The organism is Chromobacterium paludis (assembly GCF_008275125.1).
Classification (GTDB): domain Bacteria; phylum Pseudomonadota; class Gammaproteobacteria; order Burkholderiales; family Chromobacteriaceae; genus Chromobacterium; species Chromobacterium paludis.
Window position 1 is genome coordinate 3,261,516 of record NZ_CP043473.1, and the last position, 16,093, is coordinate 3,277,608.

Here is a 16,093-nt window from a genome sequence, read left to right on the forward strand (position 1 = left end):
TCAGACGGAGGGAGTTGCGGTTGCAGGTTCGAGCCGTTCGACCAGTTCCTGCGACAGCGCAAGATAGGCCTGCGCGCCGCGCGAACTGCGATCGTAGGCCAAGCCCGGCAGGCCGTGGCTGGGGGCCTCGGCCAAGCGCACATTGCGCGGGATGACGGTCTGGAACACCTTGTCGCCGAAGTGGCGCGCCAGCTGCTCCGAGACTTGCTGCGACAGATTGTTGCGGGCGTCGAACATGGTGCGCAGCAAGCCCATGATTTCGATCTTGGGATTCACGGCGACCCGCACCTTGCGCAAGGTGGCCACCAGGTCGGACAGCCCTTCCAACGCGTAGTATTCGCACACCATGGGGATCAGCACGCAGTCGGCGGCCACCAGGCCGTTCAGCGTCAGCAGGTTCAGCGAGGGCGGGCAGTCTATCAACACATAGTCGTACTGGTCCGCCACCTCGGCCAAGGCGTTCTTCAGCCGCGCCTCGCGCGCCAGTTCGTTGACCAGCTCCAGTTCGGCGCCGCCCAGATTGCGGTTGGCCGGCAGCACGTGGTAGCCGCCCGCCTTGGCGTCCTGGCGCGCCTCCTCGACCGTGGCCTCGCCCAGCAGCACGTCGTAGCCGGATTTCTCCAGCGGCTGCTTGGGAATGCCGCTGCCCATGGTGGCGTTGCCCTGCGGGTCCAGATCGACGATCAGCACCCGCCGGCCCAGCTCGGCCAAACCGGCCGCCAGATTGACGACGGTGGTGGTCTTGCCCACCCCGCCCTTCTGGTTGGCCACCGCGATCACGCGTGGAGTCATTGCAGCACCATCCTCACCAGATGGCGTTCGGCGTCCAGCCCCGGCACCGTTACCGGCAGCACCTCCGAAACCGCCACGCCTTGCGGCAGCAAGGCGATTTCTTCATACGGATACACGCCCTTCATCGCCACGTACTGGCCGTCGTCGGCCATCAGGTGGCGGGTCAGCTTGACGAACTCGCCCAGTTCCGAGAACGCGCGGCTGGTGATGCGATCGAACTTCTGCTCCGGCTGATAGGCTTCCACCCGGTCGGTGATGACCTGGACGTTGGGCAGTCCCAGCTCCAGCACCACCTGGCGCAGAAAGGTGGTTTTCTTGTGATTGGAGTCCAGCAGCACCACTTGCAGGTCCGGCCGCGCGATGGCGGTGGGAATGCCCGGCATGCCGCCGCCGGAGCCCACGTCCAGCATGCGCGTGCCGCCGGCCAGGTGAGGCACCAGGCTCAGGCTGTCCAGCAGATGATAGCTGACCATGCGCTCTTCCTGGCGGATGGCCGTCAGGTTGTAGGTCTGGTTCCACTTCACCAGCAGCGCCAGATAGCGCTCCAGCAGTTCCAGTTGCGGCTCGGTCAGCTCCAGCGCCAATTGCGCCAGGCCCTGTTTCAGTTCGGGAGTATGTTGTGTCATGCGGTCTTAGCGTCGGTGAAGCCGCGCTTCAGGTGCACCATCAGCAGGGCGACGGCGGCCGGGGTGATGCCCTGGATGCGCGAAGCCTGGCCCAGCGTCTCCGGACGCTGCTGGTTCAGCTTCTGCTGCACTTCCTTGGACAGGCCCTTGACCAGACTGTAGTCGATGTCGCCCGGCAGACGGATGTCTTCCAGATTGTCGCGGCGCGCCAGCTCTTCATTCTGGCGATTGATGTATCCCTGGTATTTGACCTGAATTTCCACCTGCTCGGCAACCTCGTCCGACAGTTCCGGCGCGCCTTCGGCGGCTTCCGGCACCGTCATCAGCTCGCGGTAGGGCACATTGGGACGCTTGAGCAGGTCGATCAGCGTGTATTCGCGCTCGATGGGCTTGCCCAAGACGCGGGCCATGGCCTCGGCGTCCCGCAGCTTGGATGGATGCACCCAGGTGGCTTGCAGGCGGGCTTTTTCCGCCTCCACCGCGTCGCGCTTGCGGCAGAAGGCGTCCCACTGCTCGTCCCCCACCACGCCCAGCTTGCGGCCCATCTCAGTCAGGCGCAGATCGGCGTTGTCTTCTCGCAATTGCAGGCGGAATTCGGCGCGGCTGGTGAACATGCGGTAAGGCTCGGACACGCCCTTGGTGATCAGGTCGTCCACCAGCACGCCCAGGTAGGCCTCGTCGCGGCGCGGGCACCAGGCGTCCTGCTCGCGGGCGAACAGGCCGGCATTGAGGCCTGCCAGCAGGCCCTGTGCGGCGGCTTCTTCATAGCCGGTGGTGCCGTTGATCTGGCCGGCGAAGAACAGGCCCTGGATGGCCTTGGTTTCCAGCGAGGCCTTCAGGCCGCGCGGGTCGAAGTAGTCATATTCGATAGCATAGCCGGGGCGCAGGATGTGCGCGTTTTCCAGGCCGCGGATGGAGCGCACGGCGGCCAGCTGGATGTCGAACGGCAAGCTGGTGGAAATCCCGTTGGGGTAGAACTCGTGGGTGGTCAGGCCTTCCGGCTCCATGAACACCTGGTGGCTGTCCTTGTCCGCGAAGCGGTTGATCTTGTCTTCGATGGACGGGCAGTAGCGCGGACCCACGCCTTCGATCACGCCGGTGAACATCGGGCTGCGGTCGAAGCCGCCGCGGATGATTTCATGCGTGCGCTCATTGGTATGGGTGATCCAGCACGGCAATTGCCTGGGATGCATCTCGCGCTTGCCGCGATAGGAGAACACCGGCTCCGGCGTGTCGCCCGGCTGTTCCTCCATCACGGAGAAATCCACGCTGCGGCCGTCGATGCGCGGCGGCGTGCCAGTCTTCAGCCGGCCCACCGGCAGGCTCAGCTCGCGCAGGCGCTCGCCCAGCGTGGACGCCGCCTGGTCGCCGGCGCGGCCGCCGGTGTAGTTTTCCAGGCCGACGTGAATCTTGCCGGACAAGAAGGTGCCGGCGGTCAGCACCACGGTCTTGGCGCGGAAGGTGATGCCGATGGCGGTGATGGCGCCGACCACGCGGTCGCCCTCAATCAGCAGATCGTCCACCGGCTGCTGGAACAGCGTCAGATTGGGCTGGTTCTCCAGCATCTCGCGGATGGCCGCCTTGTACAGAATGCGGTCGGCCTGGGCGCGGGTGGCGCGCACCGCCGGGCCCTTGGACGCGTTCAACGTGCGGAACTGGATGCCGCCGATGTCGGTGGCCAGCGCCATCGCGCCGCCCAGCGCGTCCACCTCTTTAACCAGATGGCCCTTGCCGATGCCGCCTATCGACGGATTGCACGACATCTGGCCCAGGGTCTCGATATTGTGCGTCAGAAGGAGCGTGGCGCAGCCCATGCGCGCCGCGGCCAGCGCGGCCTCGGTGCCGGCGTGACCGCCGCCCACCACTATCACGTCGAAGCTTGTCGGATAAATCATGGCTGAAAGAGCAAACCAAACGGAAAAACGGCCTATTCTACGCCAAATCGGCCCACCCGGTAAGTCATTGATTTCAATCGACCCATGGCTTCACCGTCGCGTCAAGACACGGTCATTGCATGGTCATATTCCAGACATCGCGCTGTCAAACTCGCCGCCTAGCATGTGCTCATCACCATGAGGGGCAAAACATGCTGCTAAATGAACAGCTTGCAAGCAGAACCAAACCAAGACTGGCCGTGCGCCTGGCACAGTGTGCCGAAGATATCCGCCGCGCGCAGAAGCTGCGCTTCGAGGTGTTCGCCGGCGAAATGGGCGCGGAACTGGCCTCGCGCGACCAGGGCATAGACTGTGACGAATACGACGAGCTGTGCGACCATCTGATCGTGGAAGACCACAATACCGGCTTGGTCGTTGGCACCTACCGCATGCTCTCCCCCGCCAACGCGCGGCGCGCGCCCAGCCTCTACTCCGAGCATGAATTCGACCTGTCCCGCCTGTCCCACCTGCGCGACAGCCTGATAGAAGTGGGCCGCTCCTGCGTGCACCGCGATTTCCGTTCCGGCGCGGTGATCACCCTGCTGTGGTCCGGTCTGGCCGACTACGTGCAGCAACAAGGCGGCGCCTACCTGGCCGGCTGCGCCAGCGTGTCGCTGACCGACGGCGGCCACCAGGCCGTCAGCCTGTATCGCCAGTTGGAAGGCCAATATCTGGCGCCGCCGGAATGGCGCGTCTTCCCGCATCTGCCGCTGCCGCTGGATCGGGTGGTCGACGACGCCGCGGTGCCGTTGCCGCCGCTGATCAAGGGCTATTTGCGCGCCGGGGCCCATGTCTGCGGCGAGCCGGCCTGGGACCCGGATTTCAACTGCGCCGACTTCTTCATGCTGTTGCCGATGAGCCGGCTCAGCGCGCGCTACAATAAGCATTTTGTCGGCTAGGCTGAACTCGCGCCAAACCAGGGCAGGCCCGCTCATGCCAAGCCTGCCCTTCCTCGCGCGGGTGTTACAATCGCGCCATGAACTACACCTTCGAAGCCATCGGCGTGATCCGCTCGCCGTATCGCGAAAAATTCGGCATCCCGCGCCAGCCCTCGCTAGTCAGCGCCGCCCGCGTCACGCTGGAATTGCTGCCGCCGTACAACCATCCGGACTGTGTGCGCGGACTGGCGGACTTCTCGCATGTGTGGGTTCACTTCGTCTTTCATGAAACGCTGGCGCGCGGCTGGCAGCCGCTGGTGCGCCCGCCGCGGCTGGGCGGCAACGCCAAGGTGGGCGTGTTCGCCAGCCGCTCCACCCATAGACCCAATCCGCTGGGCCTGTCGCTGGTAGAATTGATCTCCATCCAAACCGACCACGGCGTCACGCTGGAGCTGGCCGGCGCGGACCTGCTGGACGGCACGCCGGTGCTGGACATCAAGCCTTATATTCCTTTCGTGGAAGCGCGGCCGGACGCGCGCGGCGGCTTTGTCGACGGCCCGCCGCCGCAGCTCAATGTGGCCTGGAGCGATCACGCGCGGCGACAACTGGCGGAACTGGCGCCGCCGCCGCGCTTCGCCGAACTGGTGGAGCAGGTATTGGCGCAAGACCCGCGCCCCGCCTATCAGGACGACCCCCTGCGCATCTACGGCGTCATGCTGTACTGCTACAATGTTCGCTTCGCCGTCGATGGCGAAAACGCCCTTGTGCTTGAAATTCAGCGGCAAAACCAAAACTAATCCGCATCCTCCCGGTCATACCGGGGCAACTCAAACCACTCAGGACAAAGAAAATGACCACTCGCGCGAAGACGATCGTACTCGCCTTCACCATGGTTTCCGTGTTGGCAACCCCGTTTGCCGAGGCCGCGCGCCTGGGCAAGGGCAAGAGCGCAGGCATGCAGCGCTCCACTCCCACCCGCAGCTATCAGCCGAGCACCCCGGCGCCGGCGCAGCACGCGCCCGCCCCGATGGCCGCTCCGGCTCAGGCCCAGCCGCAGAAGAAGGGCCCGGGACTGGGCACCGCGCTGGCGGCAGGCGCGGCAGGCGCCGCGGCCGGCTATATGCTGGGCTCCGCCGGCAATGACAAACAACACGCCGCGCAGCAACCGACGCAACAGAACGGCGGCGACTACGCCCCGGCGCAGCAACAGAAGCAAGGCGGCATGCCGTGGGGCATGCTGGCCCTGCTGGGCCTGCTGCTGGTCGGCGGCTTCATGTTCTTCCGCCGCAAGGCCGGCAACCCGGCCGCCAATGCCCCGCAACCGGCAGGCATGCCGCAGGGCATGGCGCAACAGCCGGGCGGCTTCGCGCCGATTCCGAAGATCGGCTCCGGCATGAACGGCGGCGCCAATCAGCAAGGCTTCGGCGGCGGCTTCAACGCCCCGGCCGCGCCGATGACCCGCCTGCCGGACGGCACCGAGACCCCGCACTTCCTGCGCCAGGCCAAGGCCACCTTCCTGCACCTGCAAAGCCTGAACACGCCGGACAGCATGGAAGAAGTGCGCAAGTACATGCTGCCTGACCTGTTCAACTCGCTGCTGGGCGACATCGCCTCCAACAGCGGCGTGGCGGACTTCCCGCAACTGGACTGCCAACTGGCCGACGCCACCGTGGAAGGCGGCCGCTACATCGCCAGCGTGCGCTTCTCCGGCCAGGTGAGCGAAGAAGTGGGCGCCCCGGTTGAGCCGTTCAGCGAGGTCTGGCACTACGTGAAGGACGCCAACACCGGCGGACGCTGGCTGCTGGCAGGCATTCAGCAAGACTGAGGGCCGCGGCGGGAGGGCGTGTTGCTTTCCCGGCCGGCTTAACACTCATTGACGACGGGCCCGCGGGCCCGTTTTTTATTTTTCACGGCGATGCACTAAACTGGAATGCCGCTTGCTTCAGCAACGGAAACGGGCCGCCACAAGAGCCCGGCCACAGGGAGGCAGTATCGCGATGACAGTTTTCGAGCACGCCGGCCTGAAAATCGGCAGCCATTTTCAGCCCATCTACAGCCTGGCGCATAGACGCAGCATAGGCGTGGAGGCGCTGTTGCGGGCCGAGCAAGGCAATGACGCGCTCACGCCGGCCGAGGCCTTCTACACCGCTGTCTCGCCCGAGCAGCGCCACCAGCTGGACCTGGCCGTCTGCCAGGCCCACATCCAGCGCTTTCTGGCGCTGCAGTCCGAGCAGCCGCGCTGGCTGTTCCTGAACATCGACGCCGCCTCGCTGTCGCGGCCCGACCGCGCCATGGCCCTGGTCAACGGCATCCGCGAGGCCGGACTGGAACCGCACCATGTGGTGCTGGAAGTGCTGGAGCACGTGCTGGAAGTGGACGAGGCGCTTCTGGAAGGCGTGCATCTGCTGAAAAACAACGGCTTCATGATCGCCATCGACGACTTCGGCGTCGGCCATTCCAACCTGGAACGGGTATGCCAGCTGGAGCCGTCCATGGTGAAGTTCGACCGCCAGCTGATGCGCAACGCCATCGCGCAGCCGCGCAGCCGCAGCTTGCTGTCGCGACTGGTGCGGCTGATGCACGAAATTGGTGCATTGGTGGTGGTGGAAGGCCTGGAAACGGAGCGCGACGTGCTGATCGCCATGGATTCCGGCTGCGACCTGATCCAGGGCTTCTTCGTGGCCCATCCGGCAGCCCAACCGGACGGCGACGACATCATCACGCCCAAGCTGGACGAGCGCTGGGACGAGCTGATGGCCCACGCCCTGCTCAAGCGCAAGCTGACGCGCCGCCAGATCGAGCTGGCGCGGCAAAGCTTCGTGCAGAGCGCCATCTCGCTGATGCAGGGCACGCCGTTCGACTTGGCGGCCAAGCCCATGCTGACGCTGCCGGACGTGATCCGCTGCTTCCTGCTGGACAGCGAGGGCCGGCAGATCGGCCGCAACCTGAACAACCGCCAGGCCGCCGCCTCGCCCGATCCGCGCTACGCGCCGTTGGCCGACACCACCGGCGCCGTGTGGTCGCGTCGCAGCTACTTCCAGCATGCGGTAGACCAGCCGGGCGTGCTGTACATGAGCGAACCCTACCTGTCCATGACCGATCCGCGCTCCTGCGTGACCATGTCCATGGCGATCGAAATCGACGAATGCATGCACGTGCTGTGCGCCGATTTGCTGGTGCCGAAAAGCGACATCGGCTGAAGCGGCCGGAGGCCGGACAAAAAAACAAGCGGCCATGGCCGCTTGTTTTTTTGCCGCGCGGCTTATTTCGCCGGCGCCACTTCCTGGATGTATTCGAACAGCGTCACCACCTTCTGCACGCCGGCGGTCTCGCTGACCATGCGCGCCGCCTCGGCGCCTTCGGCCTGGGTCACCAGGCCCAGCATGTAAACCACGCCGCGCTCGGTCAGCACCTTGACGTCATTCGGGTTGTAGCCCTTGCCCTCCAGCAGGCGCGCGCGCACCTTGCTGGTGATCCAGGTGTCGTTGCCGCGCGTGGAGAGGCTGGATGCCGGCTCCACCGACAGGTAGTTGTAGACGCGGCGCACATTGGGCAGGCCGCGCACGATCAATTCCGCCTGGCTGCGCGCCGCCTCGCTCGGCACCTCGCCGGTCAGCAGCACCGCGCGGTTGAAGCTGGTGGTATTGACGTGAGCGGACGGCAAACGGCCAGCCATCTGGTCCGCCGCCTTCAGTTCAATGCCCTGGTCGTCGACATACGCGCCGCTGGTGCGGCGATCCGTCGCCACCAGCGCGCCGCCGGCGGCGCCCGCCGCCACCAGGCCCACGCAGCCGCTCAGGCCGCTCATCATGCCGGCTGCCAGCAGCAGCGCGCATACGGTACGTTTCATTTCATTCCCCTCCCAGCAGCATGCAGTCTATGGCGTCGCACAGCGCATGGATCAACAGGATGTGCACTTCCTGGATGCGGCAAGTGCGCAGCGATGGCACGTTCAAGTGAATATCTTCCGGCGACAGGATCTCCGTGACTTTGCCGCCGTCATTGCCAGTCAGCGCGATCACGCTCATGCCGCGCTCATGCGCGGCGTAGATGGCCTCGATCACATTGGCGGAATTGCCGGACGTGGAGATCGCCAGCAAGAGGTCGTTGGTATGACCCAGCGCGCGCACCTGCTTGGAAAACACCATGTCGAAATCGTAGTCGTTGCCGATGGCGGTCAGCGCCGAGGTGTCCGTGGCCAGCGAGATCGCCGCCAAACCCGGCCTTTCCTTCTCGAAGCGCCCCACCATTTCGGCCGCGAAATGCTGGGCGTCGGCGGCGGAGCCGCCATTGCCGCAGGCCAGAATCTTGCCTTCGTTCATCAGGCAGGCCACCATGCGTTCCGCCGCCGCCGCCACGCCCGGCGACAGCAGCTCCATCGCCTCCTGCTTGACGGCAATGCTTTCCAGGAAGTGGCCGTTGACCCGGTCAATCAAATCCATTGGGGAGTCCCCTTCTCAACAATTACTGCGTGAATACGTTCTTCAGCCACTGCGGCGCCTCGTTGCCCATGCTGAGCACCGCGTCGAAGCGGCAGGGCGAATCAATAGCATGGCTGGATAGATAGACTTCAGCGGCCAGCAGCAGTTTCCGCTGCTTGGCCGCCGTGATGCTGTCGGCGGCACCGCCAAAACGGCCACCGCCGCGATGGCGCACTTCGACAAACACCAGCACGGCGCCGTCGCGCATGATCAGGTCGATCTCGCCGCCGCGGCAATGCCAGTTGCGCGCCACCAGCTTCAGGCCGCGCTGCAGCAGCAGCGCCAACGCGCGGTCTTCGGCATCGCGCCCGGCCTGGTTCATTGCAGCGCGTTGCCGCCCATGACGCCGGCCGGCAGCTGGCGTTCGAACACGCGGTCGCGTCCCAGCTTCAGGTCGCCGGTGACACCATCCAGCCTCACTTGCGCGCCAGGGCGGCTGGCGGCCAGTTGCACCGCCAGGCGATAGGCGTCAATCCCCAGCGCATACAAGCGCTCCGTCTGCGCCGTCAGCGGCGTGGCCGGCCGTGGATAACGCCGCACCGCCGGATGGCCCGGCATCAGCAGCCAGGGCATGTCGATGAAGCGCACGCCGGCCAGTCCGGGCTGATTGCCGCCCACGTTCAGCTGCGAAGTGCCGTAGACCGGCACGTCCGGCGTCAGCGCGGACTTCAGCGTCACCGCCTGCGTCACGTCCAAGGCCAGCGCCACGCCGTCTGACTGGCCTGCCGCCGCCAGCAGCGCGTCCATATTGGCGGCGTCAAAACCCATCTGCCGCACCGGCGCGCCGCTCAGCTTGCTCCATTCGTCGGCGAAGGCCCTGCCCAGCCGCTGCGACAAGGGGTCGCCCCCCACCACCAGCAAGGGATTGGCGCGGCCGTCGTCGCGCATCAGCCGCGCCAGCTGGCGCGCCTCGCCCTCAACGATCAAGGACAGCGAGTACAGCTTGGGATTGGGCGCCACCTCGCGGCCGATGGAATTGAGCGCCAGCGTGGGCACGGATACCGCCGGCGCCAGCTGCGCGATGCCGCTGCGCGACAAGGGGCCGATCACCACACTGACACCATCCGCCACCGCGGCGCGGTAACGCGCCACCACATTGTCGTTGGTGGCGTCCACGCTGATCAGCTCGGCGTTCTGGTCCACCTGGGCGGCCGCCTCCACGCCGCTGCGCACCACGGCCGCGGCCTCGCCCAGCTCGGACGATTCATTGGGCAGAATCACGCCTATGCGCAGTTTGGGCCGGCCGCCGGCAGGCTGAGCCACCGGCGCGCTGGCCGGGGTTTCGGCGCGCGGCGCGGCGGCCGCGCCCTCGGCGGGCAGCGGGGCCAAACGCGGCGGCTGGCCAGGCGGCTGCACCAGCGCGCGCATCGGCGCGTCGTTGCTTTGGATGATATAGTCTGGGGTTTGCGCCTGCGCCGTCGTCAGCCACGTCAGCGCCACGCCAATCCACAACAGCGGAGTCAGTCTTTGCATACCTCGTTCGCCCACCTGATCGATGCCGCCAGGGAAAGTTTCTGTAGCGGCACATTATATGTGGTGGCCACGCCCATTGGAAATCTAGGCGACATCAGCGCGCGCGCGCTGGCGGCGTTCGAGGCCGCCGACGTGGTCTGCGCCGAAGACACCCGCGTCACCGGCCAATTGCTGTCCGCCTATGGCATCCGCGCCAAACGGCTGGTCAGCCTGCGCGAACACAACGAGCGCGGCATGGCGGAACAGGTGGCGCGCTGGCTGGCTGAAGGCCAGATCGTGGTCCAAGTATCCGACGCCGGCACCCCGGCGGTGTCCGACCCCGGCGCCCGGCTAGTGGAAGCCGTGCGCGCCGCCGGCCACCCGGTGCGCCCGCTGCCCGGCGCCAGCGCCGTGATCGCCGCGCTATCCGCCAGCGGCTTCACCGCGCCCACCTTTATGTTCCACGGTTTTTTGCCGCCCAAGAGCGGCGAACGCCGCAAAACGCTGCAGCAATGGCTGTCCGCGCCCCACCTCACCGTCTGCTACGAAGCGCCGCACCGCATTGTGGACGCGCTGGAAGACATCGTGGCGGAACTGGGCGGCGAGCGCAGGGTGATGATCGCGCGCGAACTGACCAAAACCTTTGAAACCTTCCAGACGCTGCCAGCGGCAGAACTACTGGAATGGGTGAAGGCCGATAGCAACCAGCAGCGCGGCGAAATCGCGCTGATCATCGACGCCGCCCCGGCGGTGGAAGCCGACGCCGACGCCCCGCCTGCCGAGGCGCTGCGCGTCTTGCAAATCCTGGCCGCCGACCTGCCCACCAAGCAGGCGGCCACGCTGGCGGCCCAGATCAGCGGCGCCAACCGCAAGCAGCTGTACGACCATGCGCTGAAACTGAAGAAAGACTGAGCCGCAACTATTTACAAGCGCTTGGCGCGAGGTTAATATCCACATCTCGCAGATGTCGCCCGGGTGGCGAAATCGGTAGACGCAGGGGATTCAAAATCCCCCGCCGCAAGGTGTGTCGGTTCGAGTCCGACCCCGGGCACCACATGACATCATGCAACGCAAAATAACCGCACGGCACAAGCCCTGCGGTTTTTTTGTTATCTATTTCCGAACTCCCTCCCAGACAGGGTTGGAATGTTGGCATCGCCATCAGCACTCAAAATGCCTTCCCCCAGCCCCGATCTGCCTCGACGAGGCTACTCCTATCTGCTCACGCGCTCCTCGATTCACAAGTATCTACGGAGACTCACGCTTGCAATAGAGGTAACGCTCACAGTGCTTGGAAGTTTTTTCGGCAAACGTTGAGCTTCGTGTTACTCAGCCCCACCTGCGGCCCCGCCAATCAATGACAGCGACCCGCTGGTCCCCAATCTGATGGGCTACAAGCGTTATACGCTGGAAGGCGAAGCGGTGTTTCTGGTGACGCCGGGCACGTTCAAGGGCGAAGTCATCGATGGCTATGAAGTGCGGCATGCCTGCGAAGTGCTGTACCGGGCGGGGATGCTGCAACGGCCAAAGGGTCGCGCCGGCTGGACCGTGCATGGCGGCAAAGGCGTGGGCCAGGTCTACCGCATGCAGTTGCATCCGCACGACGGCGAAGCGGAAGAGTAAGCGAAAAATTTCTCACGTGAGGCCAAACCCACTGCCAACACTGCCAACTCTGCCAACACCTATCCAATAGACTGATTTATATAGCTTTATCTGTTGGCAGTGAGTTGGCAGTGTTGGCAGTCAATTGGCAGTTCCTCCACCCCATCCCGCCCAGTTGGCAGTTTCCCCCCTCCAGTTGGCAGTGCTTTAGCCGCCACTGCCAACAACTAAACCCATACCAATCAGCAACTTACAGACGAGTTGGCAGTGTTGGCAGCGTTGGCAGTGGTTTTTGCTACATACGTAAAAAAATGGAATGGTTTCTCGAGTGGTGGCCTAGCACCCCGAGCAAACAGCGTTGTCATAAATGGTTGCTAAGCGTACCATTCCATAAGCATCAATTGGAATTATTGCTCAAGAGTGCTACTAATAAAAACATCTTCGCATAGTCACATTTATCTATTGTTCAATTGAAAACTTTCTTCCTTACTTCTTAATGGATATAGAGCGTCTACCACCGCCAATATCTACATGCCAGATTAATGGACATCCAGAAATGCCAACTCTCGAATATCACCTATACAGAACCAAATTCATTAAACCATCACAAGTTGACTTGTTTCATCCCAATCTCTCTGCAAGAGAAATATTTGAGGCTGGACTCGCTGAGCGCCCATCGATAGCACTCCGTGAAAACAATGTATGGCATATCGGAAACGTTGAATATTTTAATGAAAATGGCGGCCGCTTTGCCATTGGAAGAACCACGCTTACAACAGTTGAAAAGTTTGACATTGAAACAGGGAATTTTACTGAGTTGGTGGATGACTCCGGGCCATATACATTTGTATATTTCGACAGCAAATTAGGTTTACTTGGCATTGGAAAGAAAGCAAAAGTCGCAGTAAATGTAAAATCTATAGCAAGGAAAATACAAAAACTTCTATCCTCAACTCTCTTAGTAAAGCAGAATAAAGTTGATGTAAGAGTTGAATTCATTCGTGACCCCGAAGATTTCCTGCAGAAGATACATAGCGCTTACGCAATTAAGCGTTTCAATGCGACATTTACTGGCCCAAATCCAATAGATGCTGACGAGGTCTTTCAAAAGCCCATGTCATATTACTGTCAACAATTAGGTGGATCATACGGAAATGTAACGGTTACTGGAGAGTTTCTAAATGAAGAATCCGTTGCAGCCGTTGCCAAGTCAACAGCAGCAACAGCAAACGATGCTACAGCGACGATTCAAAACCATCGAGGTGAGAAACCAGTTAGGGTTTCATTCAAAGGCGATGCAAAAAAAGTTTTTGTTGAACATATTGAAGATAAAACTGCCGTACTTCAAGCCATACAAAACACCTATAGCGAGGTACGAGAATGATTTCTGATTTACATGTAAAAACAATAGATGAGTTAATGCACAATCTAAATATCTTACCTAATAACTTTGTTTTTCGTGGGCAATCAGATGCCACATGGGGTCTTCAATCAACTTTAGAACGTACCCTTGGAATTAAATGGGATGCACAGAATGCGAGAAAGTATGAAGATTACTCTCTTGATGCCTTCAAATCAAAATATCATATCTACAGTGGATCTGAACACATACCTAAATCAAAGCTTTCATGGCTTTCCGTAATGCAACATTATGGTGTTCCTACCAGATTAATTGATTTCACGACAAGTCCATATATTGCTTTATACTTTGCACTGGAGACTTACAACCCTTTAACAAACAAAGACCTATCAATTTACTGCCTTGACTATTCAGCCATAATGGAAAAATCTATTGACTATATAAAATCAAAAGACAAATTATTCAAAGAAAGCAGAACTTCCATCCAAGGAAAACAAGATATCATATTTGATGAAACAGTGGATCGATATGCTTATGATATTGCTTGGATAACTGAACCAATTGAACTAAATGCTAGGATAGACAGACAATCAGGTACATTTCTCATATCGGGAAACCTTGAAGAAACAATTGAGTCCATTATAAATTCAACTCTTTATGATAAATGCACAATAAATAAGATAATTATTCCATCCATACTTTACGAAGGAATATATGTTGCCCTGAGAAAAATGAGCATCAACTCAAAGTCTATTTATGGTGACCTTTCCGGGTTAGCGAAATCAATTAGAATGGAATTGCAAGCATACACTTAAAATTTATATTTGCGGCAGTCTGCTTCAATTCAAACACCAATTCCAAACTTTTTTAGCCTCATATTTTTGATAGTATCATCTCTATTACTATGACAAATAACAAGCTCAGAGTAATATTCGATACAAACGCCTTTACTCCAGAGAATTTCGAGCTACTTGAAAAAGGGCCACTAATTCAGCTGTGCAAGATGGGAAGGATCAGACCTATCTACAGCCACGTTTTCCTTGAAGAGACTTTTCGCGCATACGGTCACCACATCAAGCGGGATGATCTAGTCAAACGCTGGATTCCACTCATTACGGCTACAGCCGACCGCTTCTGTGATGATTTCTTGACCATTTGGCATCGAGAACTCGTTCAAGCCAGAGGCATTCACACCAATATATACTTGAAGCCAAGAGCACAGCGCAGGCTTATAGAAAGCTTGGCCCACATTCCTCTAGATGGGACGTGGACTGCATGGCACGACTCTAAGCCAGCACGAGATATTGAGGACCAAAAGCGAACAGCTCAACGTCAAATATCAAAGGAGATTCGCCTAGAAGTTGCCACTTGGCGGAAAAAAGTCAATTACTCTAGCCAGAGGCATGGATTACCCGATTACCACCAATACCTTAATAGCGAGCTTGATCATATGGGGAGAGAATTAATCAACTCGCAAGTCCATTGTCATAACCCCATAGAAGTTGCCTACAGGTGGTCGCGTAACAAATACGCCTATCCCTATTTCACAAAATTCGTTGAGAACATACTCTATATTGCCTTTTTCGCGATGACACGGCAGAGCGAAAAAATTGACCATAATGCCCAAGCTGACCTAGACCTGATGACTCATCTCCTTCGAGCAGATGCATTAGTCTCCAATGAAGCGGGCTTTCTCCGAAGCGCTTTCGACGACCTCTGGCGTCCCAAGGGAAAGGTGATCTTCACATCACAAGAGTTCGCTACGTTCATCAAGAAACTATAGAACCTTCAACGCCGGCTTGAAAAACCATTTCTTGGCAGGGCGGTTTCAAGAACCAAGTGCAACAGGGTTAATGTTTAACAGCCTGTCGTGATTCAATCACAGCGTCCAAGTGTTCAGCAAACACCTCGATCGGCATCTTGAAACCCAGCACTGCGCGAGGCCGGGTGTTGAGCCGGTGCGCTATCGCATCCAGCTCTTCCTGGCTATGAACCGACAAGTCTGTTCCCTTGGGCAAATACTCTCGGATCAAGCCGTTGGCGTTTTCATTGCTGCCACGCTGCCAGGGGCTGTGCGGATCGGCGAAGTAGACTTGAATGCCGGTCCGCGCCGTCAGCTCTTTGTGCCGGCTCATCTCTTTGCCTTGGTCGTAGGTTAGCGTTTTGCGCAAGGCGGGCTCCGGTATTCGATTCAGCATCTGAGTTAATGCCTCCAACGCAGATGCCGCGCTCGCATCCGGCATTTTGGCCAACAGCACCAGCCGGCTGCTGCGCTCCACCAGCGTTGCCACTGCCGAGCGATTGCCAGCCCCTTTGATCAAGTCCGCCTCCCAATGGCCTGGGATCAACCGATCTTCAGCCTCGGGCGGACGCTCATGAATGCTGACCATATCAGGCAGCTTGCCGCGTCTATCCTCGCCTTGACTGCGCTTGCGCCGGCCATCCTGGCCCTGGCGGAGGCAGCGAATCAGTTCTTTGCGCAGCTCGCCGCGAGGCATGGCGTAAATGGCGGCATAGATGGTTTCGTGTGACACGTGGTAGGCAGGATCTTCAGGATAATGTTCACGCAGTCTGCCCTGGATCTGTTGCGGAGACCAGCCTTGGCGCAGGAGTTCAGCCACCAGCAGGAAGGCGGCGTTGTGCGGCAGGAGCTTGCGAGAACGCCGAGGGAGGCGCTGTCGCTGCCTAGCTTGACGACCGGCGGCGGCGGCGTCGTAAGCGGTGGGATTGATCGAATTACGACGAATCTCGCGGCTGATGGAGCTGGGCGCGCGCCGCAGCAGCCTAGCGATCTGGCGGAGGCTTTGACCTTGTGCGGCCATCTGCATGATGCAGGCGCGCTCTTCAGCGCAAAGTTGTTGGTAATGTGAGGCCATGGCAACACCTTATCAGGGTGTTGCACTTGGAGTTTGAGACCGCCCAGAAAGATTTATGGCCAATTTGTCGCTTTGGGATCAAAAGCTACAAT

The 16,093-nt window shown here is 60.2% G+C and carries 17 protein-coding genes and 1 tRNA gene; 10 read left to right on the forward strand and 8 right to left on the reverse strand.

The window, feature by feature from the left end:
• From FYK34_RS15415 to mnmG, 3 genes are read right to left on the reverse strand one after another with little or no spacing between them, the layout of a single operon-like run.
• Nucleotides 1-792, reverse strand: a complete 792-nt coding sequence (locus tag FYK34_RS15415; RefSeq protein ID WP_149297904.1) for a ParA family protein — start codon at nt 790-792, stop codon at nt 1-3.
• Nucleotides 789-1,418, reverse strand: a complete 630-nt coding sequence (gene rsmG, locus FYK34_RS15420; RefSeq protein WP_149297906.1) for a 16S rRNA (guanine(527)-N(7))-methyltransferase RsmG — start codon at nt 1,416-1,418, stop codon at nt 789-791. Before rsmG ends, FYK34_RS15415 begins: the two co-directional genes overlap by 4 nt.
• The gene (gene mnmG / locus FYK34_RS15425; RefSeq protein ID WP_149297909.1) at nt 1,415-3,313 is read right to left on the reverse strand and encodes a tRNA uridine-5-carboxymethylaminomethyl(34) synthesis enzyme MnmG; all 1,899 of its coding nucleotides are present in this window, start codon (nt 3,311-3,313) and stop codon (nt 1,415-1,417) included. Before mnmG ends, rsmG begins: the two co-directional genes overlap by 4 nt.
• A gap of 239 nt (nt 3,314-3,552) precedes the next feature.
• Here mnmG and FYK34_RS15430 point away from each other — a divergent pair, with 239 nt between their 5' ends.
• The 4 genes from FYK34_RS15430 (at nt 3,553) to FYK34_RS15445 (ending at nt 7,430) form a co-directional block, all read left to right on the forward strand.
• Entirely contained in the window at nt 3,553-4,251 is a 699-nt protein-coding gene (locus FYK34_RS15430; RefSeq protein ID WP_231137285.1) for a GNAT family N-acetyltransferase, read from the forward strand.
• Nucleotides 4,252-4,328: 77 nt separating this feature from the next.
• Nucleotides 4,329-5,027, forward strand: coding sequence for a tRNA (N6-threonylcarbamoyladenosine(37)-N6)-methyltransferase TrmO (tsaA, locus tag FYK34_RS15435; RefSeq protein ID WP_149297914.1), 699 nt, complete (start codon nt 4,329-4,331; stop codon nt 5,025-5,027).
• Nucleotides 5,028-5,080: 53 nt separating this feature from the next.
• Nucleotides 5,081-6,055, forward strand: coding sequence for a Tim44 domain-containing protein (locus FYK34_RS15440; protein WP_149297916.1), 975 nt, complete (start codon nt 5,081-5,083; stop codon nt 6,053-6,055).
• 172 nt (nt 6,056-6,227) lie between these two features.
• Nucleotides 6,228-7,430 (forward strand): sensor domain-containing phosphodiesterase, encoded by a 1,203-nt coding sequence (locus FYK34_RS15445; RefSeq protein ID WP_149297918.1) that lies wholly within the window; start codon nt 6,228-6,230, stop codon nt 7,428-7,430.
• A 62-nt stretch (nt 7,431-7,492) separates the two neighbouring features.
• Here the strand turns inward: FYK34_RS15445 and FYK34_RS15450 are convergent, their stop codons facing one another.
• Genes FYK34_RS15450 through FYK34_RS15465 form a run of 4 tightly spaced genes read right to left on the reverse strand, consistent with a single transcriptional unit; the run spans nt 7,493 to nt 10,184 of the window.
• Complete coding sequence (locus FYK34_RS15450; protein ID WP_149297921.1) at nt 7,493-8,080, reverse strand: BON domain-containing protein; 588 nt, start codon at nt 8,078-8,080, stop codon at nt 7,493-7,495.
• Between the two features lies 1 nt (nt 8,081).
• Nucleotides 8,082-8,672, reverse strand: a complete 591-nt coding sequence (locus tag FYK34_RS15455; protein ID WP_149297923.1) for a phosphoheptose isomerase — start codon at nt 8,670-8,672, stop codon at nt 8,082-8,084.
• Between the two features lie 22 nt (nt 8,673-8,694).
• On the reverse strand, nt 8,695-9,033 hold the full coding sequence (locus FYK34_RS15460) for a YraN family protein (RefSeq protein WP_149297925.1): 339 nt from the start codon (nt 9,031-9,033) through the stop codon (nt 8,695-8,697).
• Entirely contained in the window at nt 9,030-10,184 is a 1,155-nt protein-coding gene (locus FYK34_RS15465; RefSeq protein WP_149297927.1) for a penicillin-binding protein activator, read from the reverse strand. The genes FYK34_RS15460 and FYK34_RS15465 overlap by 4 nt, the downstream gene beginning before the upstream one ends.
• Between FYK34_RS15465 and rsmI the strand changes: the two genes are divergently transcribed.
• The 6 genes from rsmI to FYK34_RS15495 all read left to right on the forward strand — a co-directional run bounded on the left by rsmI (nt 10,179) and on the right by FYK34_RS15495 (nt 14,908).
• A complete protein-coding gene (gene rsmI, locus FYK34_RS15470) occupies nt 10,179-11,075 on the forward strand; it encodes a 16S rRNA (cytidine(1402)-2'-O)-methyltransferase (RefSeq protein ID WP_231137286.1) in 897 nt (298 codons plus the stop codon). The two genes, FYK34_RS15465 and rsmI, sit on opposite strands and share 6 nt — an antisense overlap.
• Before the next feature lie 57 nt (nt 11,076-11,132).
• Nucleotides 11,133-11,217: transfer RNA gene (locus FYK34_RS15475), tRNA-Leu, on the forward strand.
• A 332-nt stretch (nt 11,218-11,549) separates the two neighbouring features.
• Nucleotides 11,550-11,786, forward strand: coding sequence for a hypothetical protein (locus tag FYK34_RS15480; protein WP_149297929.1), 237 nt, complete (start codon nt 11,550-11,552; stop codon nt 11,784-11,786).
• A 535-nt stretch (nt 11,787-12,321) separates the two neighbouring features.
• Complete coding sequence (locus tag FYK34_RS15485) at nt 12,322-13,149, forward strand: hypothetical protein (protein ID WP_149297931.1); 828 nt, start codon at nt 12,322-12,324, stop codon at nt 13,147-13,149.
• Nucleotides 13,146-13,940 (forward strand): FRG domain-containing protein, encoded by a 795-nt coding sequence (locus tag FYK34_RS15490; protein WP_149297933.1) that lies wholly within the window; start codon nt 13,146-13,148, stop codon nt 13,938-13,940. The genes FYK34_RS15485 and FYK34_RS15490 overlap by 4 nt, the downstream gene beginning before the upstream one ends.
• 89 nt (nt 13,941-14,029) lie before the next feature.
• Nucleotides 14,030-14,908: a hypothetical protein gene (locus FYK34_RS15495; RefSeq protein ID WP_149297935.1), complete on the forward strand. Its 879-nt coding sequence runs from the start codon at nt 14,030-14,032 to the stop codon at nt 14,906-14,908.
• A 67-nt stretch (nt 14,909-14,975) separates the two neighbouring features.
• Here the strand turns inward: FYK34_RS15495 and FYK34_RS15500 are convergent, their stop codons facing one another.
• Nucleotides 14,976-16,001 carry an IS30 family transposase gene (locus FYK34_RS15500; RefSeq protein ID WP_149297409.1) on the reverse strand — a complete coding sequence of 342 codons (1,026 nt, stop codon included), beginning with the start codon at nt 15,999-16,001 and terminating at the stop codon, nt 14,976-14,978.
• Nucleotides 16,002-16,093: the final 92 nt, after the last annotated feature.

Coding starts and splice junctions, on each gene's coding strand:
- FYK34_RS15415 (WP_149297904.1), bottom strand. CDS start 792: ATGACTCCACGCGTGATCGCGGTGGCCAACCAGAAGGGCGGGGTGGGC.
- rsmG (WP_149297906.1), bottom strand. CDS start 1,418: ATGACACAACATACTCCCGAACTGAAACAGGGCCTGGCGCAATTGGCG.
- mnmG (WP_149297909.1), bottom strand. CDS start 3,313: ATGATTTATCCGACAAGCTTCGACGTGATAGTGGTGGGCGGCGGTCAC.
- tsaA (WP_149297914.1), top strand. CDS start 4,329: ATGAACTACACCTTCGAAGCCATCGGCGTGATCCGCTCGCCGTATCGC.
- FYK34_RS15440 (WP_149297916.1), top strand. CDS start 5,081: ATGACCACTCGCGCGAAGACGATCGTACTCGCCTTCACCATGGTTTCC.
- FYK34_RS15445 (WP_149297918.1), top strand. CDS start 6,228: ATGACAGTTTTCGAGCACGCCGGCCTGAAAATCGGCAGCCATTTTCAG.
- FYK34_RS15450 (WP_149297921.1), bottom strand. CDS start 8,080: ATGAAACGTACCGTATGCGCGCTGCTGCTGGCAGCCGGCATGATGAGC.
- FYK34_RS15455 (WP_149297923.1), bottom strand. CDS start 8,672: ATGGATTTGATTGACCGGGTCAACGGCCACTTCCTGGAAAGCATTGCC.
- FYK34_RS15460 (WP_149297925.1), bottom strand. CDS start 9,033: ATGAACCAGGCCGGGCGCGATGCCGAAGACCGCGCGTTGGCGCTGCTG.
- FYK34_RS15465 (WP_149297927.1), bottom strand. CDS start 10,184: ATGCAAAGACTGACTCCGCTGTTGTGGATTGGCGTGGCGCTGACGTGG.
- FYK34_RS15480 (WP_149297929.1), top strand. CDS start 11,550: ATGGGCTACAAGCGTTATACGCTGGAAGGCGAAGCGGTGTTTCTGGTG.
- FYK34_RS15485 (WP_149297931.1), top strand. CDS start 12,322: ATGCCAACTCTCGAATATCACCTATACAGAACCAAATTCATTAAACCA.
- FYK34_RS15490 (WP_149297933.1), top strand. CDS start 13,146: ATGATTTCTGATTTACATGTAAAAACAATAGATGAGTTAATGCACAAT.
- FYK34_RS15495 (WP_149297935.1), top strand. CDS start 14,030: ATGACAAATAACAAGCTCAGAGTAATATTCGATACAAACGCCTTTACT.
- FYK34_RS15500 (WP_149297409.1), bottom strand. CDS start 16,001: ATGGCCTCACATTACCAACAACTTTGCGCTGAAGAGCGCGCCTGCATC.